The following is a 26,428-nucleotide window of genomic DNA, read 5'->3' on the forward strand; positions in this document are numbered from 1 at the left end:
CGTCACGCCCGGGCGGTTTTGAATAGCGGGGAGTTTCAGCGCGCCACAATCTGGTCGAACACGCCGCCGTCGGCGAAATGGGTCTTCTGCGCCTTCTGCCAGCCGCCGAAAGTCTGGTCTATGGTGAACAGCTTCACCTTGCTGAACTGGCCGGCGTACTTGGCCGCCACTTGCGGATCGCGCGGGCGATAGTAGTGCTTGGCCGCCAGGGCCTGGCCTTCCGGGCTGTACAGGTATTTCAGGTAGGCCTCGGCCACCTTGCGGGTGCCGCGCTTGTCCGCCACCTTGTCCACCACGCTGACCGGCGGCTCGGCCAGGATGGAGACGGACGGGGTGACGATGTCGAACTTGTCCGGTCCCAGCTCCTTGGTGGCCAGGAAGGCTTCGTTTTCCCACGACAGCAGCACGTCGCCGATGCCGCGCTGGGTGAAGGTGATCAGCGAGCCGCGCGCGCCGGAGTCCAGCACCTTGACGTTGCCGTACAGTTTCTTGACGAAGTCCTTGGCCTTGGCGTCGTTGCCGCCGGGCTGCTTCAGCGCGTAGCCCCAGGCCGCCAGATAGTTCCAGCGCGCGCCGCCGCCGGTCTTCGGGTTCGGCGTCACCACCTCCACGCCGGATTTGACCAGATCGTTCCAGTCCTTGATGTGCTTGGGATTGCCCTTGCGCACCAGGAACACGATGGTGGACGAGTACGGCGACGCGTTGTTGGGCAGCCGTTGCTGCCAATTGGGCGCGATGGTCTTGGCCTGGCTGGAGATCTCGTCGATGTCGTAGGCCAGAGCCAGCGTCACCACGTCGGCGTCCAGACCGTCTATCACCGAGCGCGCCTGCTTGCCGGAGCCGCCGTGCGACTGCTTGACGGTGACGGTCTCGCCGGTCTTGGCCTTCCAGTGCTTGGCGAAGGCGGCGTTGTAGTCCTGGTAAAGCTCGCGCGTCGGGTCGTAGGAGACGTTGAGCAGGGTCACGTCGGCGAAGGCGGAGGCGCTGCCGGCGAGCAGCAGGGCGATGGCGAGGCGGTGCAGGGGGCGCATGGCTTTGTTCCCGTGATGATGAATGTTCTGATGGGGAGCACTGTAGGCAGGCGCGGACACTGGCGGGAAACAAGAAAATCTGCAATCGATATCGAAAATACGGCAAAAGCCGGCATTCCGGAAAAACAGATAGGCTTATCGGCAAATCGTATATGACCTTGTCACGGCCGGGGCTATAGTTGCGCCAATTCCACCACCCGGGGTCCGGTCATGAAACGATTCAAGCCCGCCAAAGCCCTGCCGGCCGGCTTCACGCCGGCGATGCTGGCCGCCTGTCAGCAATTGCTGCAGCAAGAGGGCGTGCAGGTGAAGCTGCAGTGGAACGAGCAGGAAGTCTTCGCCAGTTTCGACGGCTGGTGGCTGTGCAGCAGCTTCATTCCTCAGGCCCGGGTGCGCGATGGCCGTTGCCAGCTGCAGCAGTACGCGGCCCGGCTGCGCATCTTCGGCCAGTTCGGCCAGGCGCTGCCGGCCAATTGGCTGTTCGCGATGAATTACGGCGAGACCAAGGCGGTGGCGCTGCTCAAGCTGATCCGCGTGCTGCACGTCCTCAATCATTTGGGCCGCAACGGCCGCCACCTGCCGCTGCGGATAGACGTCGACCCGCGCATCTGCCACGCCTACAGCGACCGCATCGTAGACTTCACAGCCCGCCTGCTGGAAACGCTGGAGTTTCCGGCCAATCTGTCGCAGATGCTGCTGTTCCTGGACGAGCGCACCGGCGAGCTGGGATTGTCGCTGCTGCGGCGCTACCGCCAGCATGGCCACCGGCTGGCTTTGGGCGACTTTGGCGCCGGCGGGCAGGATCTGCTGCGGCTGTGGCGGCTGGAGCCGGACGGATTGGCGCTGGCCCCGCGCTTCATGAGCCGGGCAGTGATGTATCCCCGCGTGCGCGACCAGTTGCTGCAGCTGGCCCCGCAACTGGTGGAGCAGGGTTTCGCGCTGGCGGTGGAGGACATCGTCTGTCAGAACATGCTGGGCCTGGCGCAGCGGATGTGCGCGGAGCACTGTTCGGGCCCGCTGTTGTCGGAGCGGCTGAAGCGGCAGCGCGCGGCGCGCGAAGTGGCTTTGTCGGGCATCGCCTGTTAGGATATTTGCATTTTTGACCGTCCCGTCAATTGCATGATTCGATATCCGAGCAGAGGCGAAATGAAACAACTGGCAATGGCGATGATGTGCGCGTGGGGCTTGTCCGCCTGCGTGATCGGCAATACCGACGGCTACCGCGACGCGGCCCAATTGCAGCGTATGACGGACCAGGCGCAGAAGACCTGCGGCCAGGGCAAGGTCAAGTCGGTCAGTTACGGCAGCTTCACCTGCGCGGCCGGCGACGCGACGGCGGAGAAGTAGTATGGCGGTTACCGATGCGAACGGCGGCCTGTCGATCCGCCTGTTGTGCGCCGCCGACGCCGACGCCTACCAGGCGATCCGCGTCGCGGCCGCCACCCACGATCCGGCATCCATTCACGCCGGCGCCGCCGAAATCGCCGCGCTAGGCCGGGACGCCATCCAGAGGCAGATCGAGCCCGGCGACGCGCAGCGGGCGCTGGGCGCCTTCATTGCCGGCGAGCTGGTCGGCGTGGCCGCGTTGCGGCGCAACGTCCTGGCCAAAATCCGCCACCGCGCGACGGTGCAAGGGGTGTTCACCCGGCCGGAATGCCGCGGCAGGGGCGTGGCGCGCAGCCTGATGCAGGCGGTGCTGGACGAGGCCGCCAAGCTGCCGGGACTGTTGTCGCTGGAGCTGGCGGTGCACGCGGAAAACGGGCCGGCCAAGGCATTGTACCAGTCGTTCGGCTTCCGCCGCGTGGGCTTGATTCCCGGCGCGGTGATGCTGGATGGCCGCAGCCTGGATGAAGTGCTGATGCAGCGCCCGCTGAACTTCTCATCTTCCGCCGCCGCGCCGGCCTTTATTCCAGACAGCGATGATTACGCCTTGATCGAGGCGGCGCCCGATGTCGACACTTATCGCCGCATGCGGGCCGAATCCGGCCTCAGCCCCAAGACAGAGGAAGCCGCCCGCCGGGGCCTGGCCGGCACGCTGTTCGCGGTGCAGCTGCGCCATGGCGGCGAAACCATAGGCATGGGCCGGGTGATAGGCGACGGCGGCGGCTTCTACCAGGTGGTGGACATCGCCGTGCTGCCGGCGCATCAGGGCCGCGGGCTGGGCAAACGAATCATGGCGGCGATCCGCGGCTACATCGACCGCGAATTGCCGGTCAGCGCCTACGTCAGTCTGATCGCAGACGGCGACGCGAGGCATTTGTACGCCCAGTTCGGCTTCGAGCCCACCGCGCCGCGCTCGGAAGGCATGGCGCTGTTCAAGCGCTGATCCGAAATCTGCCGTCTTGCCCATTGCTTGGACCGAATCATCTTGATGCCGGCGCGGGAACTTCCCAGCCGCCACCGGGGCGGCGTCGTTCTTTAGAAAAGGTAGTGCCAGTGACTCAATTGCATCTGGTGTTTGGTCCGCAAGGGGCCGGCAAATCCACTCACGCGCGCAAGCTGGCCGAAGCCGAGCAGGCGGTGCATCTGGCGATAGACGACTGGATGGGCCAGCTGTTCGGCCCCGACCTGCCGCAGCCGCTGGACTTCGGCTGGGTGATGGAACGGGTGGCGCGCTGCGAGCGGCGCATCTGGCTGACGGCGCTGGCCATCGTCCGCGGCGGCGGCCGCGCGGTGCTGGACCTCGGCTTCATGAAGGCCGCCAGCCGCGGCCGTTTTCTGGCGTTGGCGGATGAGCATGGCTTGAGCGCCAAGCTGCACTGCGTGACGGCGCCGGCGGAAATCCGCCGCCAGCGCGTATCGCAGCGCAATGCCGCGCGCGGCGATACTTTCTCCTTCGAAGTGACGCCGGCGATGTTCGATGCGATGGAGGCTCTGTTCGAGCCGGCCACGGCTGAGGAGCTGGCCTTGGCCGCGGTGGTCGCCACCGGCTAGCCTGCCGGCCGCATCCCCTCGTAGCACAGCCGCACCGCTGCCCGCATGCGGGCGCGCAGGGCCGCGTCGACGCCGGGCGCGGCCAGGCCGAGGGCCATTTGCCGCAGCGGTTCGGCGATGGCCATCGCCAGCAGCAGTTCGGCGCAGGTCGCCGGGTCGTCCATTTTCAGCAGGCCGCGGCGTTGGCGTTCGGCCAGCCAGTCCGCCAGCAGCGACGCGCTGTGGCGGATGCCGTGCCCGGTATACGCCGCCAGCGCCTGTTCGCGGCCGGGAAAATCGTTGATCAGCAGCTTGAACATGCCCACGGCTTCCGCCGACAGCACCCGTTCGGCGATGGACAGCAGCAGCGCTTCCAGCGCCTGCGGCAAATCCTTCCCTTGATCCATAGGCGTTTCGACGGCGCAGACCAGTCCGGCGGTCCAGTCGTCGACGATGGCCGCCAGCAACTGTTCCCGGTTGTCGGCGAAACGGTACACCGTCTTTTTGGCCACGCCGGCGCGCTTGGCCACCGCCTCTATGCTCAAGGCCCGATAGCCATCGCCAAGCAGCAGCCCGGTCGCTGCCCGCAGCACCTGGCTGCGCAGCATCTGTTCCGAGGAGGCGGGGCGGCCGCGCGGCCGAGGCGGCGGGGATGCGGAAAGGTCAGGTGGACTTGACATGGCTTCTCATGTTGCTGGAATATGGAAACGTTAATCGTTTCTTAATTGGCCGCGCATTCGCGGGGTCCAGACGATCAAACAGCGAGGAGTGTACTGTGAATGCTCAGAATCGGATATCCAGCCATGATGAACTGCTGTCGCCGCGCCCGTTGCCATTGGAAACCGGCATCCGCCGGCTGGACGACGGCCGGCTGCTGGTAGCGGTGAGAACCGAGCTGCCGGGCTGCGCCGGCCGGATGGTCGAATGGTGGTTCAAGTTCTTCGAAACCACCCAGCACATCCGCTGGTGGCATCCGCACGACCATCACCGGATGCATGGCTGGGACCAGCATTGGCGGCGGGGCGAGAGCTATGTCGGCGCCTGCGTGCGGGCGGAGGAGTCGCTGGGCGATTTCCCGCCGGTGGCGGCGGTGCTGAAGTTTCACGAGCCGGCGGATTTCTTCACGGCCGACGCGCTGGCGCAGGCGAGGCGCGAGCAGGCGGTGTCCGGGCTGGTGTGCGCGCGGATCGCTTTCGGCGACGAGCCTAGGCTGGCGGCCGACGGCGACCCGCTGGACGGCGAGATGATCCACCTGGCGCGGGACAAGCCGCAGGGCGCGGTGCTGCGCAGCCGCTTCGTGCTGGGCGGCGATTCGCCGGTGCCGGACGAGCTGGGCCTGGGCCTGATGCAGCATTGCTATAACGAGTTCAGCAGCCTGGCGCGTTTCCTGCCGTCGCTGTACTACGGCGAGCACGCCAACGGCGAGAAGGGGCCGTTGGCGTGGTGAGCGCGTAAAAGGGGCTACGCGCCAGGACGCTGCTTGGCCAGGTGGCCGGCCATCAGCGGCCACACCCAGTCGGCCGCGTCCAGGCTCCAGCCGCCGTCCTTGGCCGCCTCGTCCAGCTTCCGCAGCGCCAGGATGTCGGCCAGGTCCGGCTGGCGCGAGAAGGCGTCAGCCTCTTCCGCGCGCATCGGCCCGCCCTGGTAGCCCAGCGTGGCGGCGCTGGCCGGCGACAGCGCCGCCAGATACGCCGGGTCGACCGCGCACAGGTAGCGTTTGGCTTCGACGTGCATGCCTACCAGCCGCGCCAGTCTAGGTGAGAAACCCAGCTGCAGCAGGCAGTCGCGCGCCAGCTTGTCATGGGCCATCACGCCGTAGTCGCCCATGGCCTCCGCGCCGTCGTGCTCCAGCAGGTGGCCAACATCGTGCAGGAAGGCGGCCAGCGTCAGTTCGTCGCCGCAGCCGGCGTCGCGCGCCAGCGTGGCGGCCTGGATCGCGTGGTCGAACTGGCTGATGGCTTCGCCGTAGTGGCGCGCGCCGTGTTCGCGGTACAACTGCCGCAGCGCGGCGATGGCGTCGAACATCAGAATACCCTCCCGCCCAGCTTCCACACGCTCCGCACCAACGGCGCGTCGCCGCGCGCCGTCATCGCCACCAGGTCGGCGCGCTGGCCGACGGCGATGTCGCCGCGGTCGGCGAGGCCTACCGCGCGCGCCGGATTCAGGCTGACGGCGGCGACGGCGCGCGGCAGGCTCCAGCCCGCCTGCGCGTGCAGCAGCCAGGCGCCGTGCAGCAGGCTGGCCGGCACGTAGTCGGACGACAGGATGTCTAGCAAGCCATGGCGAGCCAGCTCCAGCGCCGCCACATTGCCGGAGTGGGAGCCGCCGCGCACCACATTGGGCGCGCCCATCACGGTGGCGAGGCCGTGCCGCTTGGCCGCCGCGGCCGCCTCCAGCGTGGTGGGGAATTCCGATATCGCCACGCCGTCGCGCAGCGCTTCCGCGATGTGCGCCTCGTCGGTGTCGTCGTGGCTGGCCAGCGCGATGCCGCGGGCCCGGGCCATTTCCACCACCGCCTGCTTGTGGCGGCCGGCGAACTCGGCCTGCTTGGCCTTGCGTTCTTCTACGGCGGCGAGGAAGGTATCTTGGCTCCAGCCCACCTTCTTCTTGCCGTAGTACTTCTTGTATTGCTCCAGGTCGCGGTACTGGCGCTGGCCTGGCGTGTGGTCCATCACCGATACCAGCTTCACGGCCGAGTGGGCGATCAGCGGCAGCAGCTCGTCCATCAGTTGGGGGTAGGCCAGCTCGCAGCGCAGGTGGAACAGGTGGTCGGCGCGCAGCGCGTCCTCGCGCATGCCCTGGTCTATCGCCTGGAAGGAACTGTGCAGGGTATCCAGCCGCACGCTTTCGCCTTCCAGATCGCCCACCGCCAGCGCGTCCAGCACCGTGGTGATGCCGGCGGCCACGCATTGGGCGTCGTGGGTGATCACCGCCGGCAAAATCGGCCACAGCACGCCGTTGCGCGGCATCAGGTGTTTTTCCAGATTGTCGGTGTGGATTTCCACCAGTCCGGGCAGCAGCAGCGCGCCGGCCAGGTTTTCGCCAGTCGGCAGCGGCTGTTCGTGTATCGCGGCGATCAGCCCGTTCTCGATCTCCAGCGCGCCGTTGTCGATCACGTGGTCGGCCAGCACGATGCGGGCGTGGTTGAGAATCTGTTTCATGCTGCGATTTCCGTTTGTCGCGCCAGGGGAACCTGGAACACGCGGGTGGCGATGGCGTCGCGGGTGGGGGCGTCGTGGAAGATGCCGATCAGCGCTGCGCCGCGCGCCAGCGCTTCGCGCATCAGTTGCACCACCACGTCGCGGTTGGCGGCGTCGAGGGATGCCGTCGGCTCGTCCAGCAGCAGTATCGGCCGCGGCGCGATCATGCCGCGCGCGATGTTGACTCGCTGCTGCTCGCCGCCGGAGAAGGTGGCGGGCGGCAGGCTCCACAGCCGCTCGGCGATGTTCAGCCGCGCCAGCCATTCGCCGGCGACCAGGCGCGCCTCGGCGTCGGTCGCCCCCCATTCGCGCAGCGGCTCGGCGACGATGTCCAGCGCCGACACCCGCGGGATCACCCGCAAAAACTGGCTGACATAGCCCAGCGTATGGCGGCGCACGGCGGCGATCTGATGCGGCAGCGCGCGCGCCATGTCCACCCACTCGCCCTGGTGGAACACGCCGATGCGGCCGCTTTCGACCAGATAATTGGCGTACAGCGCCTTCAGCAAGGTGCTCTTGCCGGCGCCGGACGGGCCGGCCAGCGCCACGCATTCGCCGGCGGCCGCCTGCAGCGAGACCTCGGTCAGCACCGGCAGCCGCAGTCCGCCCTGTTGGTGCAGGGTGAAGGTCTTGCTTAGTTTTTGCGCGTCTATCAATAGATTCATGATTTCAGGCCTGCAGGATGGAAGACACCAGAAGCTGGCTGTACGGATGTTGCGGATCGTCGAGAATCTGGTCGGTGAGGCCAGCCTCCACCACGCGGCCTTTCTGCATCACCAGCGTGCGCTGCGCCAACAGCCGCGCCACGCCCAGATCGTGCGTCACCATGATGACGGCGATGCCGGCGTCGCGCACCAGGCGGCGGGTCAGGTCCAGGAAGCGCGCCTGCACCGACACGTCCAGGCCGCCGGTGGGTTCGTCCATGAACACCAGCCGCGGCTGCGTCACCAGATTGCGGGCGATCTGCAGCCGCTGCTGCATGCCGCCGGAGAAGGCAGACGGCTTGTCGTCCAGCCGCGCGCGGTCTATCTCCACTTTTTCCAGCCAGTCGCCGGCGGTCTGCCGCAGCCGGCCGTAATGGCGCTGGCCCAGCGCCATCAGCCGTTCGCTGACGTTGGCGCCGGCGGAGACGCCCATGCGCAGGCCGTCGCGGGCGTGCTGGGTGACGAAGCCCCACTCGCTGCGCGCCAGCCGGCGGCGCTCGGCCTCCGGCAGGCAGGTCAGCTCATGCGCCGCGCCGTCGCGGTCGGCGAAGCGCACGCTGCCGGCGTCGGCGGCCAGGCGGCCGGCCAGGGTGGACAGCAGCGTCGATTTGCCGGAGCCGGATTCGCCGACGATGCACAGCACCTCGCCTGGGTACAGCTCGAAGCCGACGTCGAAGCAGCCCTGGCCGTTGCCGTAGTCCTTGTTGAGCCCGTTCACGGTGAGGATGGCTTGATTCATGTTAAAACCCCTTTTGCCACGAAAACCACGAAAGAACACGAAAGTTATCCAGTGACTTCGCGGTTCCCGCCCAGTGCGGCAGGATGTGCGCGGGGGACGTCATTTTTCCGTGTAGTTTCGTGGGCCTGCTTGTTTTTCCCGGCTTCATCGCGAAGCCTCCTGCCGCTGGCAGTAGTCGGTGTCGGAACAGACGAACAGCCGGCTGCCGGCGTCGTCGGTGACGATTTCGTCCAGGTAGCTGTCGCGCGAGCCGCAAATCGCGCAGCCTTGCTCCCAAGTCTGGGCCTCGAACGGGTGGTCGTCGAAGGCCAGGCTTTCCACTTGGGTGTAAGGCGGAATCGCGTACAGCCGCTTTTCGCGGCCGGCGCCGAACAGCAGCAAGGCCGGGCTCATGTTCAGCTTGGGGTTGTCGAACTTCGGAATCGGCGACGGCGAGGCCAGATACCTATCGTTCACCATCACCGGGTAGTCGTAGCTGGTGGCGATATGGCCGAAGCGGGCGATGTCCTCGTACAGCTTGACGTGCATCAGGCCGTATTCCTGGTGCGCATGCAGCTTGCGCGTTTCCACCTCGCTGGCTTCCAGCGTGCGCAGCGGCTCCGGCTCCGGCACCTGGAAAATCAGGATTTGGCCGGGCTGCAGCGGCGTTTCCGGGATGCGGTGGCGGGTCTGGATCAGCGTCGCCTTGGCGGTGGCTGTGGTGGTGGCGACGCCGGCCACGCGGCCGAAGAAGCGGCGGATGTTGACGGCGTTGGTGGTGTCGTCGGCGCCCTGGTCTATCACTTTCAGCACGTCGTCGCGGCCGATCACGCTGGCCGTCACCTGGATGCCGCCGGTGCCCCAGCCATAGGGCAGCGGCATTTCGCGGCTGCCGAACGGCACCTGGCAGCCGGGGATCGCCACCGCCTTGAGTAGCGAGCGGCGCAGCATGCGCTTGGTGTTCTCGTCGAGGAAACCGAAGTTGTAGCGGTCGTGGCGGGAATCAGTCATCGGCCTTCTCCTGGTCAGCGGCGGCGCGCAACTGGCGGATCAGCGCCAGCTCGGCCTGGAAGTCCACGTAATGCGGCAGTTTGAGGTGCTGGACGAAGCCGGAGGCTTCGACATTGTCGCTGTGGTACAGCACGAATTCCGCCTGCTGCGCCGGCGCGTGGGCGGCTTCGCCCAGCTCCTCGGCGCGCAGGCTGCGGTCCACCAGCGCCATCGCCATCGCCTTGCGCTCGGCCTCGCCGAAGCTCAGGCCGTAGCCGCGGGTGAATTGCGGCGGCGCGGTCTTGCTGCCGGCGAACTGGTTGATCATCTGGCATTCGGTCAGCGTGATTTCGCCGATGTCGATCTCGAAGCCCAGCTCTTCCGGGCAGACCATCACGCTGACTTCGCCCATGCGGATCTCGCCGGCGAAAGGGTGGCTCTCGGCGTAGCCGCGCTGGGTGGAGTAGGCGAGGCCCAATAGCCAGCCTTCGTCGCCGCGTGCCAGGTTCTGCAGCCGCGCCGGCCGGCTGGCCGGAAACATCAGTGGCTCGCGGGTCAGGTCGACCGGTTCTGGGTCGCCAGGCGGCGGCTGGTCGGCTTCGATCAGGCCTTCTTGGTCCAGCAGTTGCAGCACGCCGGGCAAGGCGTCCGGCAGCGGCGCGTCGGCCTGTTCTAGTTCCATCTTGTCCGTAGCGTCCATCAGACTGAAATCCAGCAGCCGCTGGGTGTAGTCGGCGGTGGGGCCGAGAATCTGGCCGCCCGGCACGTCCTTGAAGGTGCCGGATACGCGGCGGCGCACCCGCATCGCGGCGGTGTTGAGCGGCAGTGTCTGGCCAAAGCGCGGCAGCGTGGTGCGGAAGGCGCGCAGCAGGAACACCGCCTCGATGCTGTCGCCGCTGGCCTGTTTCAGCGCCAGCGCGGCCAGCTCCTCATCGTACAGCGAACCCTCCTGCATCACGCGGGCCACGGCCAGGCGCATTTGTTGGCGGATTTGGGCGATGCTGAGCTCCGGCTCGGCTTCGTCGCCGCGGCGCGAGGCGGCCAGCAAGTCCCAGGAGCGGGCGATGGCGGTTTCCCCGCCTTTTACGGCTACGTACATTCAACCCTCCCGGATGCGGGCGCTGCGCGGCAGGCCGGCGACGTGGGTGTCGGTAATCAGCACGGCGTCCACACCCAGCGGGAAGCAGGCATGGTTGCGCCGCCACTCGGTCCAGAAGCCGGACGGCAGGCCGGCGGCGCCGAAGCGGCGCGGCGCGGCGAAGCCGGGGCCGCTGCCTTCCACCTGCTCGGCTCCGAAACCATCCACTTCGATCAACAGCGTGGCCGAGCGGTCCGGGTATTCGGCGCTGCCGGCTTTCAGGCTCATCAGATCCGGCAGAGGCATGCCGGCGGCGATCACGATGAAGTCGGCTTGTTCCGGCAGATCGGTCACGCGCATGCCGGTGTGGAAGCGCAGGCTGGAAACGGTCTCGTTCGGCAGCGCCGGCAGCCAGACGCTTATGTCCTGATCGGCCAAGGTGTACAGCAGGGCAGCGGTGGAAGCTTTCAAGCCGGGCAGCGCCGGCGGCAGAGCCGGCAGCGCGCGCGGCGACAGGGGCTCGGCCATCGCGCTCAATACGGTGCGGAAGGTCTGCTGGGCGTCATCCACCGGATGGGCAAAAGCGGTCAGCATTTCATTCTCCTCGCACCATGGTGAAAAACTCGACCTTGCTGGCGGCCGCTTCGCGCGAACGGGCGGCGCGGCGCTCGGCCAATTCGGCTTCCAGCGGCCCAATCCACGCCAGCATCAGCTCGCCGTGGCGGGCAGGGGTTTGCAGCAGCGCGTCGGCCTGAGCGATCAGCTCGGCGTGGCGGCCATCGCCGCCGCGCACCCAGCCATGGCCGACATGGCCGTCTATCTCGCAACTGGCGCGGCTGACGCTGATCTCGCCCAGGTTGAAACGGGAGCCGGCGCCGCCGCTGCGGCCCTGCAGCATCATCAGGCCGGTTTCGGCGCGGCGCAGCCAGCGCGGAGCGGCGGGCAGGGCCGGCGGCAGCAGGGCCTGCAGCCGTTCGACCGGGCTGTTGGCCAGCGCGGAAAGCCAGCGCTGTCGGGTGGAGGTGTCCATCGTGTGCCTCATGGTTCAAGAAAGATTCATATAAACGTATAGACGTATGCATGATAATGGCGGCCAGCGAAGGACAAACAGCACGCGGCGATGAAGTTTCTGTGACGTTTTCAAGGCGGGGATGGATCTTTGAACTGTTTAGTGCGGGACGCTGTTTAGGAAGGACTGTTAGAACCAGTTCAAAGTCTGCTGCGCTTCGGCGATACGGCGTTGAAAACAGGCTCAAAATGCTCATGTACCACTTGTACATTCCGCTTTTTCGCTCGTTTTCGCCTTGTCTCGCTCTTGCTCGCGAGACTTTGAACAGGTTCTTAGGACTTTGGGGGTGGGCCATTCACCACGTTCTCGGCGCGGCCAAGTCCCTTCAAGCCTGCCGTAGGGTGGCAGGCCCGAGGTTTTAAGCGGCTGTCTGTTTGAGCGATTTGACGTTAGCAAATCGCGAGTTCAGCCGCGCCTCGGGCCTGACGGGCCCCAGCGGGGAGCCGCAGGCCAGGCTTGCAGGGTGGCTTTTAGGGGTGGAGGGGATATTTGGCCAAGCAAATATCCCCTCCCTGCCCGCCGGGCAGCCCCGGCAATGGAAATCATCATCCGCGTAGCGGATTCAAAGCCATCAAGGCTGCGAACATGATAAAGACAGGGAGGTAGCGTGATAGAGAGAGGCTCCGGCGTCGCCGTGTGGCGGCAGATAGAAGAAGCGCTGGCGGCCGACATCGCCGGCGGCGCCCTGCAGGCGGGCCAGCAGCTGCCCACCGAGCTGCAGCTGGCGGACCGTTTCGGCGTCAACCGCCACACCATACGCCGCGCGGTGGCCACGCTGGTGGAGCGCGGCCTGCTGCGGGTGGAGCAGGGGCGCGGCACTTTCGTGCAGGACAACGCGATCGACTACGCGATCAGCAAGCGCACGCGCTTCTCGCAGAACATGGCGCGGCAGAACCTCAGCTCGGACATCGACATCCTGAACAGCGACACCGTGCCGGCCAACGCCGAGCTGGCGGAATTGCTGCAGGTGGCCGCGGGCGACACGCTGTACCGCATCAAGACCCTGAGCAAGGTAGAGGGACGGGTGGTGGATTACGCGACCATGTTCTTTCCTACCTCCCGGTTCCCAGGCTTGCCGGAAGCCTATCTGCGGCATCGCTCGGTGACGCGCGCGCTGGCCGAGTGCGGCGTGGCCGACTACACCCGCCGCTTCACCCGCGTCACAGCCCGGCTGCCGGACGCGGAGACGGTCGATTATCTGGGCATTCCCAAGAACCGTCCGGTGCTGCATGTGAAGTCGCTGAACGTCGACGCGGCTGGCGCGCCGGTGCAGTACGGCGTCACCTGCTTCAACGGCGACCTGGTGCAATTGGTGATGGAGCAGGAATGACGCGCTACGCGATTTATTATGCGCCCAGGCCGGACAGCGAACTGTGGCGCGCCGGCTGCCGCTGGCTGGGGAGAGATGCCTTGAGCGGCGGCGCCCTGACTCAGCCTGAGGTGCCGGGCATCGGGGCGGAGGGCCTGGCCGGCTTGACCGGCGAAGCCGCCCGCTACGGCTGGCACGCCACCTTGAAGGCGCCGTTCGTTTTGCGGCCGGATCTGGACGAGGACGCGCTGCTGCGGCGGACCGCCGGGCTGGCGGCGGCGTTCCAGCCGTTCGCGCTGAATCTGGAGGTGGGCTGGCTGGATGACTTTCTCGCGCTGCGGCCGGCGGCGCCGCTGCCGCGGCTGGACGAGCTGGCCGCCGTCTGCGTGGCGGCGCTGGAGCCGCTGGCGGACCGGAGCGGCCCGGCCAAGTCCAGGCCGGGGCTGAGTCTGCGGCAAGACGAGTTGTGCCGGCGCTGGGGCTACCCTTATGTGTTCGAGCAGTTCCGTTTCCACCTGACGCTTTCCGGCAGCCTGGCGCGCGGATCGCAAACGGCTGCCGCGCTGGAGACGGGCGCCAGGCGGCATTTCTCCGGCCTGGCCGCCGCCGCCGGGATCGAGGGCGTCGCGCTGTTCGTCGAGCGTACGCCGGGCGGACCGTTCCGCTATCTGGCCCACTGCGGTTTCGACGGAGTGGTGGCGCGTCATGACTGTTGAGTCTGGAATCCTGTGGTATGTGATCGGCCCGTCAGGCGCCGGCAAGGACAGCCTGCTCGCTTACGCGCGCGGCCGCCTGCCGGCCGAATCCGGCGTGATGTTCGCCCATCGCTACATCACCCGTCCGGCGGATGCCGGCGGCGAAAACCACGTGGCGCTGAGCGCCGAGGAGTTCGACGCCCGCGAGCGGCGCGGCTGTTTCGCGCTGGCTTGGCGGCGGCATGGCCTGGCTTACGGGCTGGGCGTGGAGACGGCGATGTGGCTTGAGCAGGGGCTGGACGTGGTGGTGAACGGCTCGCGCGCGATGTTGCCGCGCGCCGCCGAGCGTTTCGCCACGCTGAGGCCGCTGTGGATCACCGCCAGCCCCGAGGTGTTGGCCGCGCGATTGGCCGGCCGCGGACGGGAGTCGGCGGAGGCGATCGCGCGCCGGCTGGGCGAATCCGCCGGTTTCGCGCCGCCGCCTGGCTGCGTCGAGCTGGTGAACGACGGCCGCCTGGAGGATGCCGGCGAGCGCTTGCTGGCTTTGCTGGCGAAAGCGGGCTGACCGTTTTCCGCCGGCGCGGGAAAGGCGTCAGCCCGCGTCGTTCCGCGGTTGGCCGTTCCATTCGATGTCGGCAGTGGCGGCGGATAGCAGTCCGCGCCGGCGCAACAGTGCGCGGGCGGAAATTTCCAGCAGGCCGGCGAATTGAGCCGCCAGCGGGGCCGCGTCGCCGGGGCGCAGCAACACGTCGCCGGCGGCGGAGAAGTCGCGCCAGAACGAGCGGCTCAACCCATGGCGCGGCGCGGCGAACAGCAGCATGGCCAGCCCCAGCATCTTGGGACCGCCTGAAGGGCTGAGAACTCCGCTCTCCGGCGGCGCTCCGAGCAAGGCGTCCACCAGCAGCAACGGCTGTTCGGCGAACAGATGGACGCCGCTGGTCGCGCGGGGATTGCATTCCAGCACGCGGCAGGCGCCGTCCGGCGTTTCGATGAAGTCGAAACCGACCTGGCCGCTGTAGCCGGTGGCGGCGCCGAACTGCTCGACAAAGGCGCGGACGGGCGCAGGGTCGGTTGGTTCGAACCAGACGCCCGAGCCTCGGCCCGCCCGATAGCGGGGGTGGTAGCAGGCGTGGGCGGTCAGCCTGCCGTTCGCCAGCAGGCTGTAGCTGCAATGCTCGCGGCCGGGTACGTAGCGCTGCGCGACCCAGGGCTGGGCAGCCGTGGGGCGGATGCGCTCCAGGCGGGAGGCGGACGGACGCAGCAGCGCGCGGCTGGCGAAGCGGGAGTAAGCGGGCTTGAACACCCAGGCCGGCGCGGCCCGCCGCATGGACATCACGGCCTCCGGCGATTCCAGCAGCCGGGTTTCCGGCGCCGGCGCGGTCCAGCCGGCGGTCATCATGGCGAAGCGATGCTTGTGGTGCAGCTGATGCAGCAGCTCGAAACGCTCGACTATCACTTGGCAGGGGAGCGCGTCGCGGCCGCTGGCCAGATAAAACGCCTCTTCGCAGGTGGGCAGCGCCAGGTCAATCCCGAGTTCGATCACGGTTCGGCGCACCGCTTCCAGCCAGCGCGCGGGGTGGGCGCGGGGCTCCGGCAGGCGCGCGTAGCCGGCCGCGGCGCGGCTGGCGCGGGCGACCGGCCAAGCCAGCGAGTCGGCGACGGTGACCCGCCAGCCGGCGGCATGGAAGGCGCGCGCCCATTCCAGGCTGGCAGGCGCGCGGGCGCCCAGAATCAGAACATGACGGGAGTCGCCGGCTGGGCCGCGGCGAGGGCTTGAAGGCATGAGCGAGTGTGCGAAGCGATGATTGTTATATGCGCCGCATTCTAATGTAAATATTCCTTACATGCTGAATTTGTTGGGATTGTCTGTGCTTTATGCTTTTTGGATTTTTGGCGTTAAAGGGTGATGGTGGCGCTGCCGCTGCTGCCGGTTTTCTTGACGCGGTACATCGCCTGGTCTGCCGCCTGCAGCAGGCTGTCCGGGTTGCTGTAGCCGTCGCCGATGGCGATGCCGATGGAGATGCCCAGCTGGCAGGAGGTGCCGGAGACCAGGAAGGGCGTGTCGAAGGCTTCCAGGCATTTATCGGCCACGGTGCGGGCGATGTCTTCGGCCTTGTCGTCCAGATCGCTCAGCAGCAGCACGAATTCATCCCCGCCTATCCGGGCCAGGGTGTCGCTCTGGCGCACGGTGCCGGACAGGCGCTGCGCGGCCTGCCACAGCACCTTGTCGCCTGCTTTGTGGCCCAGGGTGTCGTTGATCATCTTGAAACTGTCCAGATCCATGAACAGCAGCGCCAGCCGGGTTTCCCGGCGCTGGGCCTGGGCCAGCGCCACGTGCAGCCGGTCGGACAGCAGCAAACGGTTGGGCAGGCCGGTCAGCGAGTCGTGGTGAGCCATCTGGGCCAGTTCCGTCTGCTTGTCTTCCAGCTTGCGCAGCAGGCGGTTGAAGGAGGCGATCAGATAGCCGACTTCGTCCTTGCGGTGTATCGGCAAGGGCTCCAGCGGCAATTCGCCCCGCGTCATGCGGTCGGCGTGGCGGGCGGCGCGGAACAGCGGGCGCAGCACGATGTACATGCCGCCGCAGGCCAGCAGTGAGAACACGACGAAGGCGATCAGCGCCTGGCGCAGCGTGAAGTGCTGCACCCGGGCCACGGTGGCGAAGGCGTCCCGGCCGGGCAGCTTGGCCACCACCAGCCAGCCGGTGCTGGGCACCTGCACGATGGCGCGGACTTCCTCCTCTCCCTGCGGCGTGGCCGCCACCGCCGCGCCGCGATAGCCGGCCATCGCCTGATCGTGCAGCGGGTCGCGCCCCGGCTCAGGCATCGGCTGCAGCGTCAGCTCGCTTTGGGAGGCGGTGATGATCTGATGGTCGCGCGGGGAAATCAGCAGAAAGCTGTCGCGATGATCGCCGATTCGGGATTGCTGCAGCAAATCAAGGAAACCCGGCGCGGCGATGGCGGTGACGCCGACCAGCACCGCCGGCACTTCGCCGCTTGCCTGCACCGGCGCCGACATTGGCAGCACCGGCACGCCGGAACTGCGGCCGGTTGTCGCCTTGCCGATGTAGAACCGGCCTTGCAGGGATTGCCGGATGTAGTCGCGGTCGCCGTAGTTGACCTGCATCCGGTGCGGCACTTCCGGGTAATCGGCAATCACGCGGCCGTCCGGCCTCACCACGAACAAGCCGATGGAGAATAGCGGCTGGTACTGGTAACGCTCCTTCAGCCAGGCGCGAAGAGCGTCAGGCTGGTCCAGCAGCTCGGGCGGCAGCGCGGTGGCCAGGCGGGACAGCAAAGCCTTGCGCTGCCTGATCTTGTCGTCGATGTCGTGGGCGACGTAGCCGGCCAGCGCCAGCTGCTGCTCGGACACGACCTGGCCCAGATCCTGCCGCAGAAAGGAGCCCAGCGCGTAGTAACGCGACAGCACGCCGAAGATCATGATGGCCAGAGACAGCGCCAGCAGGCGGATGATGATGCTGTCCGACAGGCGTTTGGACCTCATGTCTGCTCCGCTCCGTTCGCTCGGGTTCCGTCCGGGCTCAGGCCGCCGCTTTCCTCGCGCAGGGTCAACCATCGCTCCTTCTCGAGGATGCGGAGCGAAGCGCCATTTCCTGAGAGCTGAAAATCTGCTGCGCCGTATGGCTTTGCGGGGTCTTATTCATCTGTCGTCGCCTGTGTCCAGTCCTCACTATAGATAAGAGCCGCGGGGCTTTCCGCCCGCATAGGTCTAGCGCGGCAAGACAAGCTTCATCCCGGGTTCACCAGTCTGTCATTGCTGGCGCTTATCGTTGCGCTGTTTTGTTTCAATCAGTCCGATGTGTAAATAGATTTGTCTATACGTCTAACCCAAGGAGCATCGTCGATGAAAAAGCAGATGGCTGTCGCGGCCGCCCTGGCCGTATCCGGGCTGCTGTCCCCGCTGGCGCAGGCCAAGACCACGCTGACCGTCTACACCGCGCTGGAAGCGGACCAGGTGAAGGATTACAAGGACGCGTTCGAGAAGGCCAATCCAGACATCGACATCCGCTGGGTGCGCGAATCCACCGGCGTGATCACCGCCCGGCTGCTGTCGGAGAAAAACCATCCCCAGGCTGATGTCGTGTGGGGCCTGGCCGCCACCAGCCTGATGATCCTGGACCAGCAGGGCATGCTGCAGAGCTACGCGCCCAAAGGCGTGGAGAAACTGAGCCCGCAGTTCGTCGACAAGGCCAAGCCGCCGAAGTGGACCGGCATGGACGTATGGGCCGCCACCATCTGTTTCAACACCGTCGAAGCGGCGAAAAAGAATCTGCCCAAGCCGGAAAGCTGGACCGATTTGACCAAGCCTGTCTACAAGGGCCAGATCGTGATGCCGCATCCGGCTTCGTCCGGAACCGGCTACTTGGACGTGTCCGCCTGGCTGCAGACCATGGGCGAGAAGAAGGGCTGGGACTACATGGACAAGCTGCACGCCAATATGGCGCAGTACGTTCATTCCGGCTCCAAGCCCTGCAAGATGGCCGCCGCCGGCGAGTATCCGATCGGCATCTCGTTTGAATACCGCGGCGCGCAGCTGAAGGAGAAGGGCGCGCCGATCGACCTGATCTATCCAAAGGAAGGCCTGGGCTGGGATCTGGAAGCCACCGCCATCGTCAAGGGCACCAAGAACCTGGAAGCCGCCAGGAAGCTGGCCGACTTCTCGGTGAGCCTGCCGGCGATGAAGCTGTACGAGCAGAACTACGCGGTGCTGGCGATGCCGGGCGTGGCCAGGCAGAACCCCTTCATTCCGGTCGATTACTCGCAGCGGCTGTCCAAGAACAATTTCGGCTGGGCCGCCAAAAACCGCGACGCCATCCTGAAGGAATGGTCGCGCCGCTATGAGAGCAAGGCCGCGCCGAAAGAGTGAACGATCGCCCCGCAGCCGCCTCCATGCCGGGGGCGGCTTGTTTTACGCATAGTCTCAGTTCACTGGAGCACCCGATGAAACCGGTCGATAGCCTGTCCGGCTTGTCCGAGCATTTATCCGTCCATGCGCTCAGCCGCCGTTTCGGCGCCTTCACCGCTTTGGACCAAGCCTCGCTTTCCATCCGCAAGGGCGAGTTTGTCTGCCTGCTTGGCCCATCCGGCTGCGGCAAGACCACGCTGCTGCGGCTGATCGCCGGGCTGGATCTGCCGGATGCCGGCGCGATCCGCCTGTCCGGCCGCGACATCACCCGCGCGGCGCCGGCCAAGCGCGACTACGGCATCGTGTTCCAGAGTTACGCGCTGTTTCCCAATCTGACCGTGGCCGACAACATCGCCTACGGCCTGACGCCGCGCCGCGACAAGGCCGGCCATGCCCGCCGCGTGCGCGAGCTGCTGGACATCGTCGGCCTGCCGGGCTCGGAAGGCAAATACCCGTCGCAGCTGTCCGGCGGCCAGCAGCAGCGGGTGGCGCTGGCGCGCGCGCTGGCCACCTCGCCTGGCCTGTTGCTGCTGGACGAGCCGTTGTCGGCGCTGGATGCTCGGGTGCGCGACAAGCTGCGGGAGGAGCTGAAGGGCCTGCAGCGGCGGTTGGGCGTCACCACGCTGATGGTCACCCACGATCAGGAAGAGGCCCTGTCCATCGCCGACCGGGTGGTGGTGATGAACGCCGGCCGGATCGAACAGACCGGCACACCGGCCGAGATCTACCGCAGCCCGGCCAGCCGCTTCGTCGCCGAATTCGTCGGCGACGCCAACTGGCTGCCGGCGGCGCGCCAAGGCAGCCGGGAGGCCGCGGTCGGCGGCTGCGTGCTGAGCCTGGCGCGGGAGCTGCCCGATGCCACCGCGTTGACGCTGTTCATCCGGCCGGAGGACGTCATCGTCAAGCCGCGCTGGGAGCCGGCGGCCAATACCTTGCTGGCGCGGGTGGAGGATGTGTCCTTCGGCGGCGCGATGACGCGGCTGCGCTTGCGTCCGGAAGGCATGCCCGGCCTGATCCTGCGCGCCGAAGTGTGTCCGTCGATGCTGAACCGCCAGCCGCTGGTGCCGGGCGAAATCGTGCCGGTGGAGCTGCCGGCCGCCCAACTGCGCGCTTACCCGGGAGAGGCGGCATGCTGAGCCTGGCGCGACGATGGCTTCCCGCCGCGCTGCGGGTGGATGGCGAACGCCTGGCCGGCGCCGCGCTGGCCTGGACGCTGCTGGGATGGCTGGCGCTGGCGCTGGGCCTGCCACTGTTGTTCATCCTCGGCAAATCGATGCTGACCATGGACGGCGATTTCGCCGGACTCGACAATTTCACCGAGGTGCTGGCTTCGCCCGGCCTGATGCGCGCCGCCGGCAACAGCTTGCTGCTGGCCTTGACGGTGTCGGCACTGGTGGTGCCGTCGGCTTTCGCTTTCGCCTGGGCGCTGTGCCGCAGCCGGGCGCCGGGCAAGGGGATGTTCCGCCAGATCGCGTTGCTGCCGCTGCTGGCGCCGTCGCTGTTGCCGGCTATCTCGCTGGTTTACCTGTTCGGCAACCAGGGCCTGTTGAAAGGCTGGCTGGGCGGCGGATCGGTTTACGGCTTCTGGGGCATGGTCGCCGGCGAGGCGTTCTATGCCTTTCCCTATGCCCTCATGCTGCTTTCCACTTCCTTGTCCGTCGCCGACGCCCGCTTGTACGAGGCGGCGCGGGCGATGGGCGCCGGCGCGTGGCGGCGCTTCGCCACCATCACGCTGCCGGGCGCGCGCTACGGCCTGGCCTCGTCGGCGCTGCTGGTGTTCACGCTGGTGCTCACCGATTTCGGCGTGCCCAAGGTGGTGGGCGGCGACTGCAATGTGCTGGCGGTGGAGGCGTTCAAGCAGGTGGTGGGGCAGCAGAACTTCCCGCGCGGCGCGGTGGTGGGTCTGATGCTGCTGCTGCCGGCCGTGCTGTCCTGCTTCATCGAGCGGGCGATGTCGCGCCGCCAGCGCGCGGCCTTGTCGGCGCGGTCTACGCCGTTTTCGCCGTCCAGAGCCCCGGCGCGGGACGCGGCCGCGCTCGCCATGCTGGCGATCATGGCCATGCCGTTGCTGGCGCTGATGGGCGTCGGCGTGGGGGCTTCCTTCATCAAGTATTGGCCGTACGATCTGAGCCTGACGCTGGCCCACTACCGTTTCGACCAAGTGGACGGCGGCGGCTGGGGCGCGTATTTCAACAGCCTGGAAATGGCCGCGGCCACCGCGCTGATCGGCGCGACGCTGGCTTTCCTGGGCGCCTACTGTTGCGAGAAGCTGCCGGCCGCGCCGTTGGCGAGGGGCATGCTGCGATTCTTCGCGATGCTGCCGATGGCGGTGCCCGGCCTGGTGCTGGGCCTGGGCTACGTGTTCTTCTTCAACCACCCCGACAACCCGCTCAACGGCTTGTATGGCGGCCTGGCGCTGATGACGGCCTGCACGGTCGTCCACTTCTACACCACCGCCTATCTGACCATCGCCACCGCGCTGAAACAGATGGACGGCGAATTCGAAGCGGTGGCCGCCGCGTTGAAAGTGCCGTTCTGGATCACGCTGCGCCGGGTGACGCTGCCGGTTTGCCTGCCGGCGCTGCTGGACGTGTCGCGCTTCCTGTTCGTGTCGGCGATGACCACGCTGTCGGCGCTGGTGTTCATCGCCGGGCCGGAGCGCAGCCTGGCGGCGGTGGCCATCGTGACCATGGACGACGCCGGCGATACCGCCGCCGCCGCCGCGATGGCGACGCTGATCGTGCTCAGCTCGGCGCTGGCCTCGCTGGCGGCGTCGCTGTTGTCGCGCCGGCTGGTGGAGCGCGGCCAGCCGTGGCGTCCGCGCTGACCGTTCACGCGGGCATGGCGCCGGCGTTCATTGGCAAGAGGGGAGTACGGCGTATTACTTAAGCGGCCTGCAATCGCTTTGCCTTGATTTGATGACGGACTATATCTGAAAGGCATGTCATCGCCGGCCCCGTCAGGCGGTCCGGTCGTCATCGTCAATCGCGGGGTCGCGCCATGTCCACACCTTCATTCCTGTTGCCCGCCGCGCTGCTTCTGGCGCTGCTCGCCGGCTGCGCCGGCAGCGTGGACAGCGGAAAATTCATCGCCTTGAGAGACGCCGCCGTCCAGGTGAATCGCGGCGCCCAGGCGAGCTTCGATCAATTGCAGCGCGACGCGCGCGACAGCGCGGTGCTTGGCTATCCGGACCGCAGGGTCGGCGCGCAGGGCTTCCCGCTGGTGAACGCGCAGGGCGAAAGCTACGACCTGAGCGCGCCGCTGTCCCGGGTGACTGCTACGCTGGACGCGCTCAGCTGCTACTCGGAGGCGCTGGCCAAGCTGGCGGGCGGCGGCAAGATGGAGGACATAGACCGCGCGTCGCAGGATCTGGCGGCCAGCCTGCGCGGCCTGCCGGCCGGGACGCTGGACACTCAGGCGGCGAATGGCGTCGCCGTCGCGGTGGACGCGCTGGGCCAGGCCATGCTCGCGGCCCAACGCCGGGAGGGGCTGCGCGGCGTGATGGACCGCGCCCAGCCCGGCCTGGACGCGCTGGCGCAGATGATGGGGCGGGTGGACGAGGATTTGAAGCTCTATGTGCTCAATATCCGTTTGCGTTATCTGGGGCTGGTCAACCGCGATGGCGTGCGCCCGCCCTACCACAGCTGGGATCGTTACCGTTTCGACCAGCAGGTAGCCGCGCAACTGGCCGGCTACGACAGGCTGGAGCAGGCGCTGGCCTCCACCGACAAGGCGGTGCGGGACTTTCCGGAACTGCATCGCCAATTGCGGGCGAGCCTGGATCAGCCAGGCAAGCCGCTTGACCGCCTGCATGATTTCATCGCGGAGGCGCGCCGCCTGCGGGCGCTGTACCGCGACCTGCCGAATAGTTGACGAGGAGGCAAACCATGGATAGTCATGATCTGGCGGAGCTGCTGACCGGCCTGGCGTCGCGTCTGAACAACCTGATGGTGGACACTTCGGGCGTCGTCAGCCGTCAATGCTCCGATCTGCAGGAGACTCTTACCGGCCAGGCTTTGGCGGCCATCGCCAAGGATCTGGACCATGCAACCGCCCAGTACGCCGCCGCGGTCAACGCGTTGACCGAAGCGACGCAAGAGGCCGACGCGGCGACTGCGGCGCTGGATCAGACCGCGCGTTCGATCGAGGCTGTGGCCAAAGTGGTCAAGTTCGCCGGCCAGGCGTCCGCGCTGGCGGCGGGCGTGCTGGCCTGAGCCGAAGGGCGCGCGCGGGACGCAGAGGGCGGGCGTCGGCGCAGGGGAATTGTGAGTAGAGTTGTCCCGGGCTTGTAAAGCCGTAAGGCTGTCCGATAGTGAGATAAAGCCCGTCAGGCGAGCGATATCCGAGAGGATGCCGCCCGGGGGGCGGAGCGGCGGCGACATTCTCCAGTTCCTGCTAAGGGGGCGGCCCTGAGGGCCGACTGATCATGATAGACACTTCGGAAGCCAAACTCGGATTGGGCAAGGGCAAACCGTCTTCTTCCGTTTGGTGGGCGTTGGCCGGCCTCGGCATCGCATTGTTCGGCCTGGGCGCCTCGCTGCTGCTGAACGAGATCCACACATCCCACTTTCAGTCGATGTTCTTCAGCCGCGCCGGCCGCCACGCCACTTTCGCGGTGGAGCAGGGGCCGAGCAAGGAGATGCGCTTTCCCTCTCCCGGTGGCCCCTACGACCAGCGCATGGGCTATGTCGAGCTGCCGCGCTTCCTGCAGCGGCTGGGGCAGCGCGGCTACGCGATAGACGCCCAGGCCAGGCAGTCGCCCGATTTGATCAAGCTGACCGACCGCGGCGTCACCGGACCGCTGCTGCCGCTCGGTTTGTTCCCGCCGTTCCGCGAGAAGGACCAGGCCGGGCTGCTGGTCAGGGACGGCTACGGCAGGCCCATTTACCAGTCGCAGTATCCGCAGCGGATATACAGCAATTTCGAATCGCTGCCGCATCTGCTGGTGGCCGGCCTGTTGTACATCGAAAACCATACCCTGCTGGACGATGGCAATCCGCAGCAGAATCCGGCCATCGAATGGTCGCGCTTCGGCAAGGCGCTGGCTGACGAGAGCCTGCACCTGTTCCGCCCCGGCTACCACTCGGCCGGCGCCAGCACCCTGGCCACCCAGATCGAGAAGTTCCGCCACTCCCCCGGCGGCCGCACCGGCTCGCCCAAGGAAAAGCTGCGCCAGATGTTGTCGGCCTCAGTGCGCGCCTACCACAACGGCGAGGACACCACCGCTTTCCGCCGCCAGCTGGTGGTGGAGTATCTGAACACGGTGCCGCTGGCGGCGCGCGCCGGTTTCGGCGAGATCTCCGGCATCGGCGACGGCATGTGGGCCTGGTATGGCCGCTCTTTCGACGAGATGAACCGCACGCTGGACAACGACTCTCCGTTGACGGTGGACGAGCAGGCCACCGTGTTCAAGGAGGCGTTCAGCCTGATGATTTCCCAGCGCGGACCGTCCGCTTACCTGAATGGCGACATGAAGGTGCTGGAAGACCTGACCAATTCCTATCTGAGGCTGATGGCGCGGGACAAGGTGATTTCGCAGGAACTATGCGACGCGGCGCTGAAGGTGTCGCTGCGGCAGCAGAAGGAAAAAGTGAATCCGACGGTCAAGTCGCTGGTGGAGCGCAAGGGCGCCAACGCGGTGCGGATCAAGCTGGCCGGCATGCTGGGCATGCCCAGGCTGTACGATCTGGACCATGTCGATCTCGAGGTCAACAGCACGCTGGATTCGCAGCTGCAGCAGTCGGTCACCGACCACCTGATGAAGCTGCGCGATCCCGAGTACGCGAAGTCGGTGGGTCTGGGCGACAAGTTCCTGCTGCAGCAGGGCTCGCCGGAGGGCGTGACCTACAGCTTCACGCTGATCGAGCGCACGCCGTTCGGCAACAAGGTGCGGGTGCAGGCCGACAATTTCGACCAGCCCTTCGACATCAACGAGGGCACCAAGCTGGACCTGGGCTCCACCTCCAAGCTGCGCACGCTGGTTACCTACCTGGAAGTGATCGCCGATCTGCACCGGCAATACGCGGGCCTGAGCCCTGAGGCGCTGGGCAAGATCAAGTCGGGCGAGCATGAGTCGGTGCTGCGGCGCTGGGCGATAGACTATCTGCGCCAGAGCGACGACCGCAGCCTGCCGGCGATGCTGGCGGCTTCCCTGGAGCGCAAGTACAGCGCCAGCCCGGGAGAGAGCTTCTTCACCGGCGGCGGGCGCCACACCTTCGAGAATTTCGACAAGAACGACAATGGCCGCATTCTGAGCCTGCGCGAGGCGACCCAGCGCTCGGTGAATCTGGTCTACATCCGGGTGATGCGCGACATCGTCCGCTATTACATGTATCCGGCCGGCTACGACGACACTCTGATGGGCGACAAGGAAGACCCGCGCCGGCGCGAATACCTGCAGCGCTTCGCCGACAAGGAAGGCAAGACCTTCATGGCCGGCTTCTACCACAAGTACCGCGGCAAGGATGTGAGCCAGATCGACGCGTTGCTGGTGGAGAAGGCGCGGCGCAGTCCCAAGCGGCTGGCGGTGATCTTCCGCAGCATCCGTCCGACGGAAGACCTGCAGGCGATGGCGGCCTTCATCGCCAAGCACGCCAATCCGCCAGCCAAGCTGGAACCTGCGACGCTGGCCAAGCTGTACGACGAGCTGGGACCGGACCGCTTCAACCTGGCCGACCGCGGCTACCTGGCCGGCGTTCATCCGCTGGAGCTGTGGATGGTCGCCTATCTGCACGCGCATCCCGACGCGGGCTGGAGCGAGATGGTCCAGGCCAGCGCGGCCCAGCGCCAGGAAGTGTATCAGTGGCTGTTCAACAGCAAGCACAAGGGCGGCCAGGACAACCGCATCCGCCAGATCCAGGAAACCGACGCTTTCCGCAAGATACACGCGGCGTGGAAGCGGATGGGCTATCCCTTCGACTCCCTGGTGCCGTCCTACGCCACCGCGCTGGGCGCTTCGGCCGACCGGCCGGCGGCCCTGGCCGAGCTGATGGGCATCCTGTCCAATGACGGCGTGCGCCTGCCCACCGTCTACATCGACAAGATGCGCTTCGCCGAGGCCACGCCGTACGAGACTTCGCTGGCGCAGGCGCCGACGCGCGGGGTGAGGGTGCTGCCGCCGGAGATTCCGCAACTGGTGCGCCAGGTGCTGTCCGAAGTTGTGGACAAGGGCACCGCCCACCGGGTGGCCGGCTCCTTCGACCGCAAGAAGGGCGAGCACACGCTGATAGGCGGCAAGACCGGCACCGGCGACAACCGCTTCAAGACCTTCTCGCGCGGCGGCGGCTTGACCTCGGCGCGGGTGGTCAGCCGCTCCGGCGCCTTCGTGTTCTATATCGGCGACCATTACTTCGGCACCATCGTCGCTTACGTGGCCGGACCCAAAGCGGCCGATTACCGGTTCACCAGCGCCTTGCCGGTGCAGGTGCTGAAAGTGCTGGCGCCGACCTTGCTGCCGCGCCTGGACTACACCCCGCTCGAAACCAGCCGCGGCGCGGACAGCGTGGCGGAAGGGACGCCGGACGCCGGCCTGCCGCCGGGCACGCCCTTGTGCCTGGTGCCCAGCATGGGCGGCATGTGCCAGCTGCTTCAGCAGCCGGAAATGAAGCCGGGTCCGCCGGCGAGCCAGGATGAGGCCAGGCGGAGAGGCCGCGGGCTTGCGTGACGGCGGCGCAAGTGATAAGTTAGGCGAACTATATCCGCCGTCAGGCGCAAGCCTGCGGCCGTAAGCGTTTACGTCAAGCAACGCACCCTAGCCACCCGGCCGTGGCGCGGTGCGTTGCCTTTTTGAAGCGACCGC

26 protein-coding genes are annotated in these 26,428 nt (G+C 67.0%); 14 read left to right on the top strand and 12 right to left on the bottom strand.

Annotation, left to right across the window (positions count from 1 at the left end; translation table 11 throughout):
• Positions 1–35: 35 nt before the first annotated feature.
• Positions 36–1,031: a sulfate ABC transporter substrate-binding protein gene (locus tag VA599_RS12350; protein WP_104946780.1), complete on the bottom strand. Its 996-nt coding sequence runs from the start codon at positions 1,029–1,031 to the stop codon at positions 36–38.
• Positions 1,032–1,241: 210 nt separating this feature from the next.
• Here VA599_RS12350 and VA599_RS12355 point away from each other — a divergent pair, with 210 nt between their 5' ends.
• The 4 genes from VA599_RS12355 to VA599_RS12370 all read left to right on the top strand — a co-directional run bounded on the left by VA599_RS12355 (position 1,242) and on the right by VA599_RS12370 (position 3,965).
• Positions 1,242–2,117, top strand: coding sequence for an EAL domain-containing protein (locus VA599_RS12355; protein WP_346788786.1), 876 nt, complete (start codon positions 1,242–1,244; stop codon positions 2,115–2,117).
• 60 nt (positions 2,118–2,177) lie between these two features.
• A complete protein-coding gene (locus VA599_RS12360) occupies positions 2,178–2,378 on the top strand; it encodes a hypothetical protein (RefSeq protein ID WP_152526863.1) in 201 nt (66 codons plus the stop codon).
• Position 2,379: 1 nt separating this feature from the next.
• Positions 2,380–3,357, top strand: a complete 978-nt coding sequence (locus VA599_RS12365) for a GNAT family N-acetyltransferase (RefSeq protein ID WP_021476323.1) — start codon at positions 2,380–2,382, stop codon at positions 3,355–3,357.
• Between the two features lie 110 nt (positions 3,358–3,467).
• Positions 3,468–3,965: a P-loop nucleotide/nucleoside kinase family protein gene (locus tag VA599_RS12370; protein ID WP_031296096.1), complete on the top strand. Its 498-nt coding sequence runs from the start codon at positions 3,468–3,470 to the stop codon at positions 3,963–3,965.
• Here the strand turns inward: VA599_RS12370 and VA599_RS12375 are convergent.
• Positions 3,962–4,624: a TetR/AcrR family transcriptional regulator gene (locus tag VA599_RS12375; protein ID WP_346788789.1), complete on the bottom strand. Its 663-nt coding sequence runs from the start codon at positions 4,622–4,624 to the stop codon at positions 3,962–3,964. The genes VA599_RS12370 and VA599_RS12375 overlap by 4 nt on opposite strands.
• 95 nt (positions 4,625–4,719) lie before the next feature.
• On the opposite strand from VA599_RS12375, the gene VA599_RS12380 reads away from it, so the two are divergent.
• On the top strand, positions 4,720–5,391 hold the full coding sequence (locus VA599_RS12380; protein WP_021476326.1) for a DAPG hydrolase family protein: 672 nt from the start codon (positions 4,720–4,722) through the stop codon (positions 5,389–5,391).
• A gap of 14 nt (positions 5,392–5,405) precedes the next feature.
• Here VA599_RS12380 and VA599_RS12385 read toward each other — a convergent pair whose 3' ends face one another.
• From VA599_RS12385 to phnG, 8 genes are all read right to left on the bottom strand, one after another.
• The gene (locus VA599_RS12385) at positions 5,406–5,969 is read right to left on the bottom strand and encodes a phosphonate degradation HD-domain oxygenase (protein WP_021476327.1); all 564 of its coding nucleotides are present in this window, start codon (positions 5,967–5,969) and stop codon (positions 5,406–5,408) included.
• Complete coding sequence (locus VA599_RS12390) at positions 5,969–7,105, bottom strand: alpha-D-ribose 1-methylphosphonate 5-triphosphate diphosphatase (protein ID WP_346788791.1); 1,137 nt, start codon at positions 7,103–7,105, stop codon at positions 5,969–5,971. Before VA599_RS12390 ends, VA599_RS12385 begins: the two co-directional genes overlap by 1 nt.
• The gene (gene phnL / locus VA599_RS12395) at positions 7,102–7,809 is read right to left on the bottom strand and encodes a phosphonate C-P lyase system protein PhnL (protein ID WP_346788792.1); all 708 of its coding nucleotides are present in this window, start codon (positions 7,807–7,809) and stop codon (positions 7,102–7,104) included. Before phnL ends, VA599_RS12390 begins: the two co-directional genes overlap by 4 nt.
• Before the next feature lie 4 nt (positions 7,810–7,813).
• Positions 7,814–8,587 (bottom strand): phosphonate C-P lyase system protein PhnK, encoded by a 774-nt coding sequence (gene phnK / locus VA599_RS12400; RefSeq protein ID WP_346788793.1) that lies wholly within the window; start codon positions 8,585–8,587, stop codon positions 7,814–7,816.
• Positions 8,588–8,731: 144 nt separating this feature from the next.
• Complete coding sequence (locus VA599_RS12405) at positions 8,732–9,577, bottom strand: alpha-D-ribose 1-methylphosphonate 5-phosphate C-P-lyase PhnJ (RefSeq protein WP_346788795.1); 846 nt, start codon at positions 9,575–9,577, stop codon at positions 8,732–8,734.
• A complete protein-coding gene (locus VA599_RS12410; RefSeq protein WP_346788797.1) occupies positions 9,570–10,655 on the bottom strand; it encodes a carbon-phosphorus lyase complex subunit in 1,086 nt (361 codons plus the stop codon). Before VA599_RS12410 ends, VA599_RS12405 begins: the two co-directional genes overlap by 8 nt.
• Complete coding sequence (gene phnH / locus VA599_RS12415; RefSeq protein ID WP_346788799.1) at positions 10,656–11,228, bottom strand: phosphonate C-P lyase system protein PhnH; 573 nt, start codon at positions 11,226–11,228, stop codon at positions 10,656–10,658.
• A gap of 1 nt (position 11,229) precedes the next feature.
• Positions 11,230–11,664: a phosphonate C-P lyase system protein PhnG gene (gene phnG / locus VA599_RS12420; RefSeq protein WP_346788800.1), complete on the bottom strand. Its 435-nt coding sequence runs from the start codon at positions 11,662–11,664 to the stop codon at positions 11,230–11,232.
• A gap of 646 nt (positions 11,665–12,310) precedes the next feature.
• Between phnG and phnF the strand changes: the two genes are divergently transcribed.
• The 3 genes from phnF to phnN are packed head-to-tail and all read left to right on the top strand — an operon-like array spanning position 12,311 to position 14,272.
• A complete protein-coding gene (gene phnF, locus VA599_RS12425; RefSeq protein ID WP_346788801.1) occupies positions 12,311–13,033 on the top strand; it encodes a phosphonate metabolism transcriptional regulator PhnF in 723 nt (240 codons plus the stop codon).
• On the top strand, positions 13,030–13,728 hold the full coding sequence (locus VA599_RS12430) for a DUF1045 domain-containing protein (RefSeq protein WP_346788802.1): 699 nt from the start codon (positions 13,030–13,032) through the stop codon (positions 13,726–13,728). The genes phnF and VA599_RS12430 overlap by 4 nt, the downstream gene beginning before the upstream one ends.
• A complete protein-coding gene (phnN, locus tag VA599_RS12435; RefSeq protein WP_031296974.1) occupies positions 13,718–14,272 on the top strand; it encodes a phosphonate metabolism protein/1,5-bisphosphokinase (PRPP-forming) PhnN in 555 nt (184 codons plus the stop codon). Before VA599_RS12430 ends, phnN begins: the two co-directional genes overlap by 11 nt.
• Before the next feature lie 27 nt (positions 14,273–14,299).
• Here the strand turns inward: phnN and VA599_RS12440 are convergent, their stop codons facing one another.
• Both VA599_RS12440 and VA599_RS12445 read right to left on the bottom strand, forming a co-directional pair.
• Positions 14,300–15,490 (bottom strand): ATP-grasp domain-containing protein, encoded by a 1,191-nt coding sequence (locus VA599_RS12440; protein WP_346788804.1) that lies wholly within the window; start codon positions 15,488–15,490, stop codon positions 14,300–14,302.
• Between the two features lie 113 nt (positions 15,491–15,603).
• Positions 15,604–17,208, bottom strand: a complete 1,605-nt coding sequence (locus tag VA599_RS12445) for a diguanylate cyclase domain-containing protein (RefSeq protein WP_346788806.1) — start codon at positions 17,206–17,208, stop codon at positions 15,604–15,606.
• A gap of 360 nt (positions 17,209–17,568) precedes the next feature.
• On the opposite strand from VA599_RS12445, the gene VA599_RS12450 reads away from it, so the two are divergent.
• From VA599_RS12450 to VA599_RS12475, 6 genes are all read left to right on the top strand, one after another.
• The gene (locus VA599_RS12450; RefSeq protein WP_346788808.1) at positions 17,569–18,591 is read left to right on the top strand and encodes a putative 2-aminoethylphosphonate ABC transporter substrate-binding protein; all 1,023 of its coding nucleotides are present in this window, start codon (positions 17,569–17,571) and stop codon (positions 18,589–18,591) included.
• A 74-nt stretch (positions 18,592–18,665) separates the two neighbouring features.
• The gene (locus VA599_RS12455) at positions 18,666–19,766 is read left to right on the top strand and encodes a putative 2-aminoethylphosphonate ABC transporter ATP-binding protein (RefSeq protein ID WP_346788810.1); all 1,101 of its coding nucleotides are present in this window, start codon (positions 18,666–18,668) and stop codon (positions 19,764–19,766) included.
• Positions 19,760–21,457: a putative 2-aminoethylphosphonate ABC transporter permease subunit gene (locus VA599_RS12460; RefSeq protein ID WP_346788812.1), complete on the top strand. Its 1,698-nt coding sequence runs from the start codon at positions 19,760–19,762 to the stop codon at positions 21,455–21,457. The genes VA599_RS12455 and VA599_RS12460 overlap by 7 nt, the downstream gene beginning before the upstream one ends.
• 173 nt (positions 21,458–21,630) lie before the next feature.
• Positions 21,631–22,503, top strand: a complete 873-nt coding sequence (locus VA599_RS12465) for a hypothetical protein (protein WP_158677580.1) — start codon at positions 21,631–21,633, stop codon at positions 22,501–22,503.
• Between the two features lie 14 nt (positions 22,504–22,517).
• Positions 22,518–22,844, top strand: a complete 327-nt coding sequence (locus VA599_RS12470; RefSeq protein ID WP_346788815.1) for a hypothetical protein — start codon at positions 22,518–22,520, stop codon at positions 22,842–22,844.
• A gap of 212 nt (positions 22,845–23,056) precedes the next feature.
• Positions 23,057–26,293 (top strand): transglycosylase domain-containing protein, encoded by a 3,237-nt coding sequence (locus VA599_RS12475; protein ID WP_346788817.1) that lies wholly within the window; start codon positions 23,057–23,059, stop codon positions 26,291–26,293.
• Positions 26,294–26,428: the final 135 nt, after the last annotated feature.

The sequence above is a fragment of the Chromobacterium indicum genome (assembly GCF_039708975.1).
GTDB classification, from domain to species: Bacteria; Pseudomonadota; Gammaproteobacteria; order Burkholderiales; family Chromobacteriaceae; genus Chromobacterium; species Chromobacterium piscinae.

Excerpts from the sequence above, each read along its gene's own strand:
- VA599_RS12350 (WP_104946780.1), bottom strand. The coding sequence starts at position 1,031 with ATGCGCCCCCTGCACCGCCTCGCCATCGCCCTGCTGCTCGCCGGCAGC.
- VA599_RS12355 (WP_346788786.1), top strand. The coding sequence starts at position 1,242 with ATGAAACGATTCAAGCCCGCCAAAGCCCTGCCGGCCGGCTTCACGCCG.
- VA599_RS12360 (WP_152526863.1), top strand. The coding sequence starts at position 2,178 with ATGAAACAACTGGCAATGGCGATGATGTGCGCGTGGGGCTTGTCCGCC.
- VA599_RS12365 (WP_021476323.1), top strand. The coding sequence starts at position 2,380 with ATGGCGGTTACCGATGCGAACGGCGGCCTGTCGATCCGCCTGTTGTGC.
- VA599_RS12375 (WP_346788789.1), bottom strand. The coding sequence starts at position 4,624 with ATGTCAAGTCCACCTGACCTTTCCGCATCCCCGCCGCCTCGGCCGCGC.
- VA599_RS12385 (WP_021476327.1), bottom strand. The coding sequence starts at position 5,969 with ATGTTCGACGCCATCGCCGCGCTGCGGCAGTTGTACCGCGAACACGGC.
- VA599_RS12390 (WP_346788791.1), bottom strand. The coding sequence starts at position 7,105 with ATGAAACAGATTCTCAACCACGCCCGCATCGTGCTGGCCGACCACGTG.
- phnL (WP_346788792.1), bottom strand. The coding sequence starts at position 7,809 with ATGAATCTATTGATAGACGCGCAAAAACTAAGCAAGACCTTCACCCTG.
- phnK (WP_346788793.1), bottom strand. The coding sequence starts at position 8,587 with ATGAATCAAGCCATCCTCACCGTGAACGGGCTCAACAAGGACTACGGC.
- VA599_RS12405 (WP_346788795.1), bottom strand. The coding sequence starts at position 9,577 with ATGACTGATTCCCGCCACGACCGCTACAACTTCGGTTTCCTCGACGAG.
- VA599_RS12410 (WP_346788797.1), bottom strand. The coding sequence starts at position 10,655 with ATGTACGTAGCCGTAAAAGGCGGGGAAACCGCCATCGCCCGCTCCTGG.
- phnH (WP_346788799.1), bottom strand. The coding sequence starts at position 11,228 with ATGCTGACCGCTTTTGCCCATCCGGTGGATGACGCCCAGCAGACCTTC.
- phnG (WP_346788800.1), bottom strand. The coding sequence starts at position 11,664 with ATGGACACCTCCACCCGACAGCGCTGGCTTTCCGCGCTGGCCAACAGC.
- VA599_RS12430 (WP_346788802.1), top strand. The coding sequence starts at position 13,030 with ATGACGCGCTACGCGATTTATTATGCGCCCAGGCCGGACAGCGAACTG.
- phnN (WP_031296974.1), top strand. The coding sequence starts at position 13,718 with ATGACTGTTGAGTCTGGAATCCTGTGGTATGTGATCGGCCCGTCAGGC.
- VA599_RS12440 (WP_346788804.1), bottom strand. The coding sequence starts at position 15,490 with ATGCCTTCAAGCCCTCGCCGCGGCCCAGCCGGCGACTCCCGTCATGTT.
- VA599_RS12445 (WP_346788806.1), bottom strand. The coding sequence starts at position 17,208 with ATGAGGTCCAAACGCCTGTCGGACAGCATCATCATCCGCCTGCTGGCG.
- VA599_RS12450 (WP_346788808.1), top strand. The coding sequence starts at position 17,569 with ATGAAAAAGCAGATGGCTGTCGCGGCCGCCCTGGCCGTATCCGGGCTG.
- VA599_RS12455 (WP_346788810.1), top strand. The coding sequence starts at position 18,666 with ATGAAACCGGTCGATAGCCTGTCCGGCTTGTCCGAGCATTTATCCGTC.
- VA599_RS12460 (WP_346788812.1), top strand. The coding sequence starts at position 19,760 with ATGCTGAGCCTGGCGCGACGATGGCTTCCCGCCGCGCTGCGGGTGGAT.
- VA599_RS12465 (WP_158677580.1), top strand. The coding sequence starts at position 21,631 with ATGTCCACACCTTCATTCCTGTTGCCCGCCGCGCTGCTTCTGGCGCTG.
- VA599_RS12470 (WP_346788815.1), top strand. The coding sequence starts at position 22,518 with ATGGATAGTCATGATCTGGCGGAGCTGCTGACCGGCCTGGCGTCGCGT.
- VA599_RS12475 (WP_346788817.1), top strand. The coding sequence starts at position 23,057 with ATGATAGACACTTCGGAAGCCAAACTCGGATTGGGCAAGGGCAAACCG.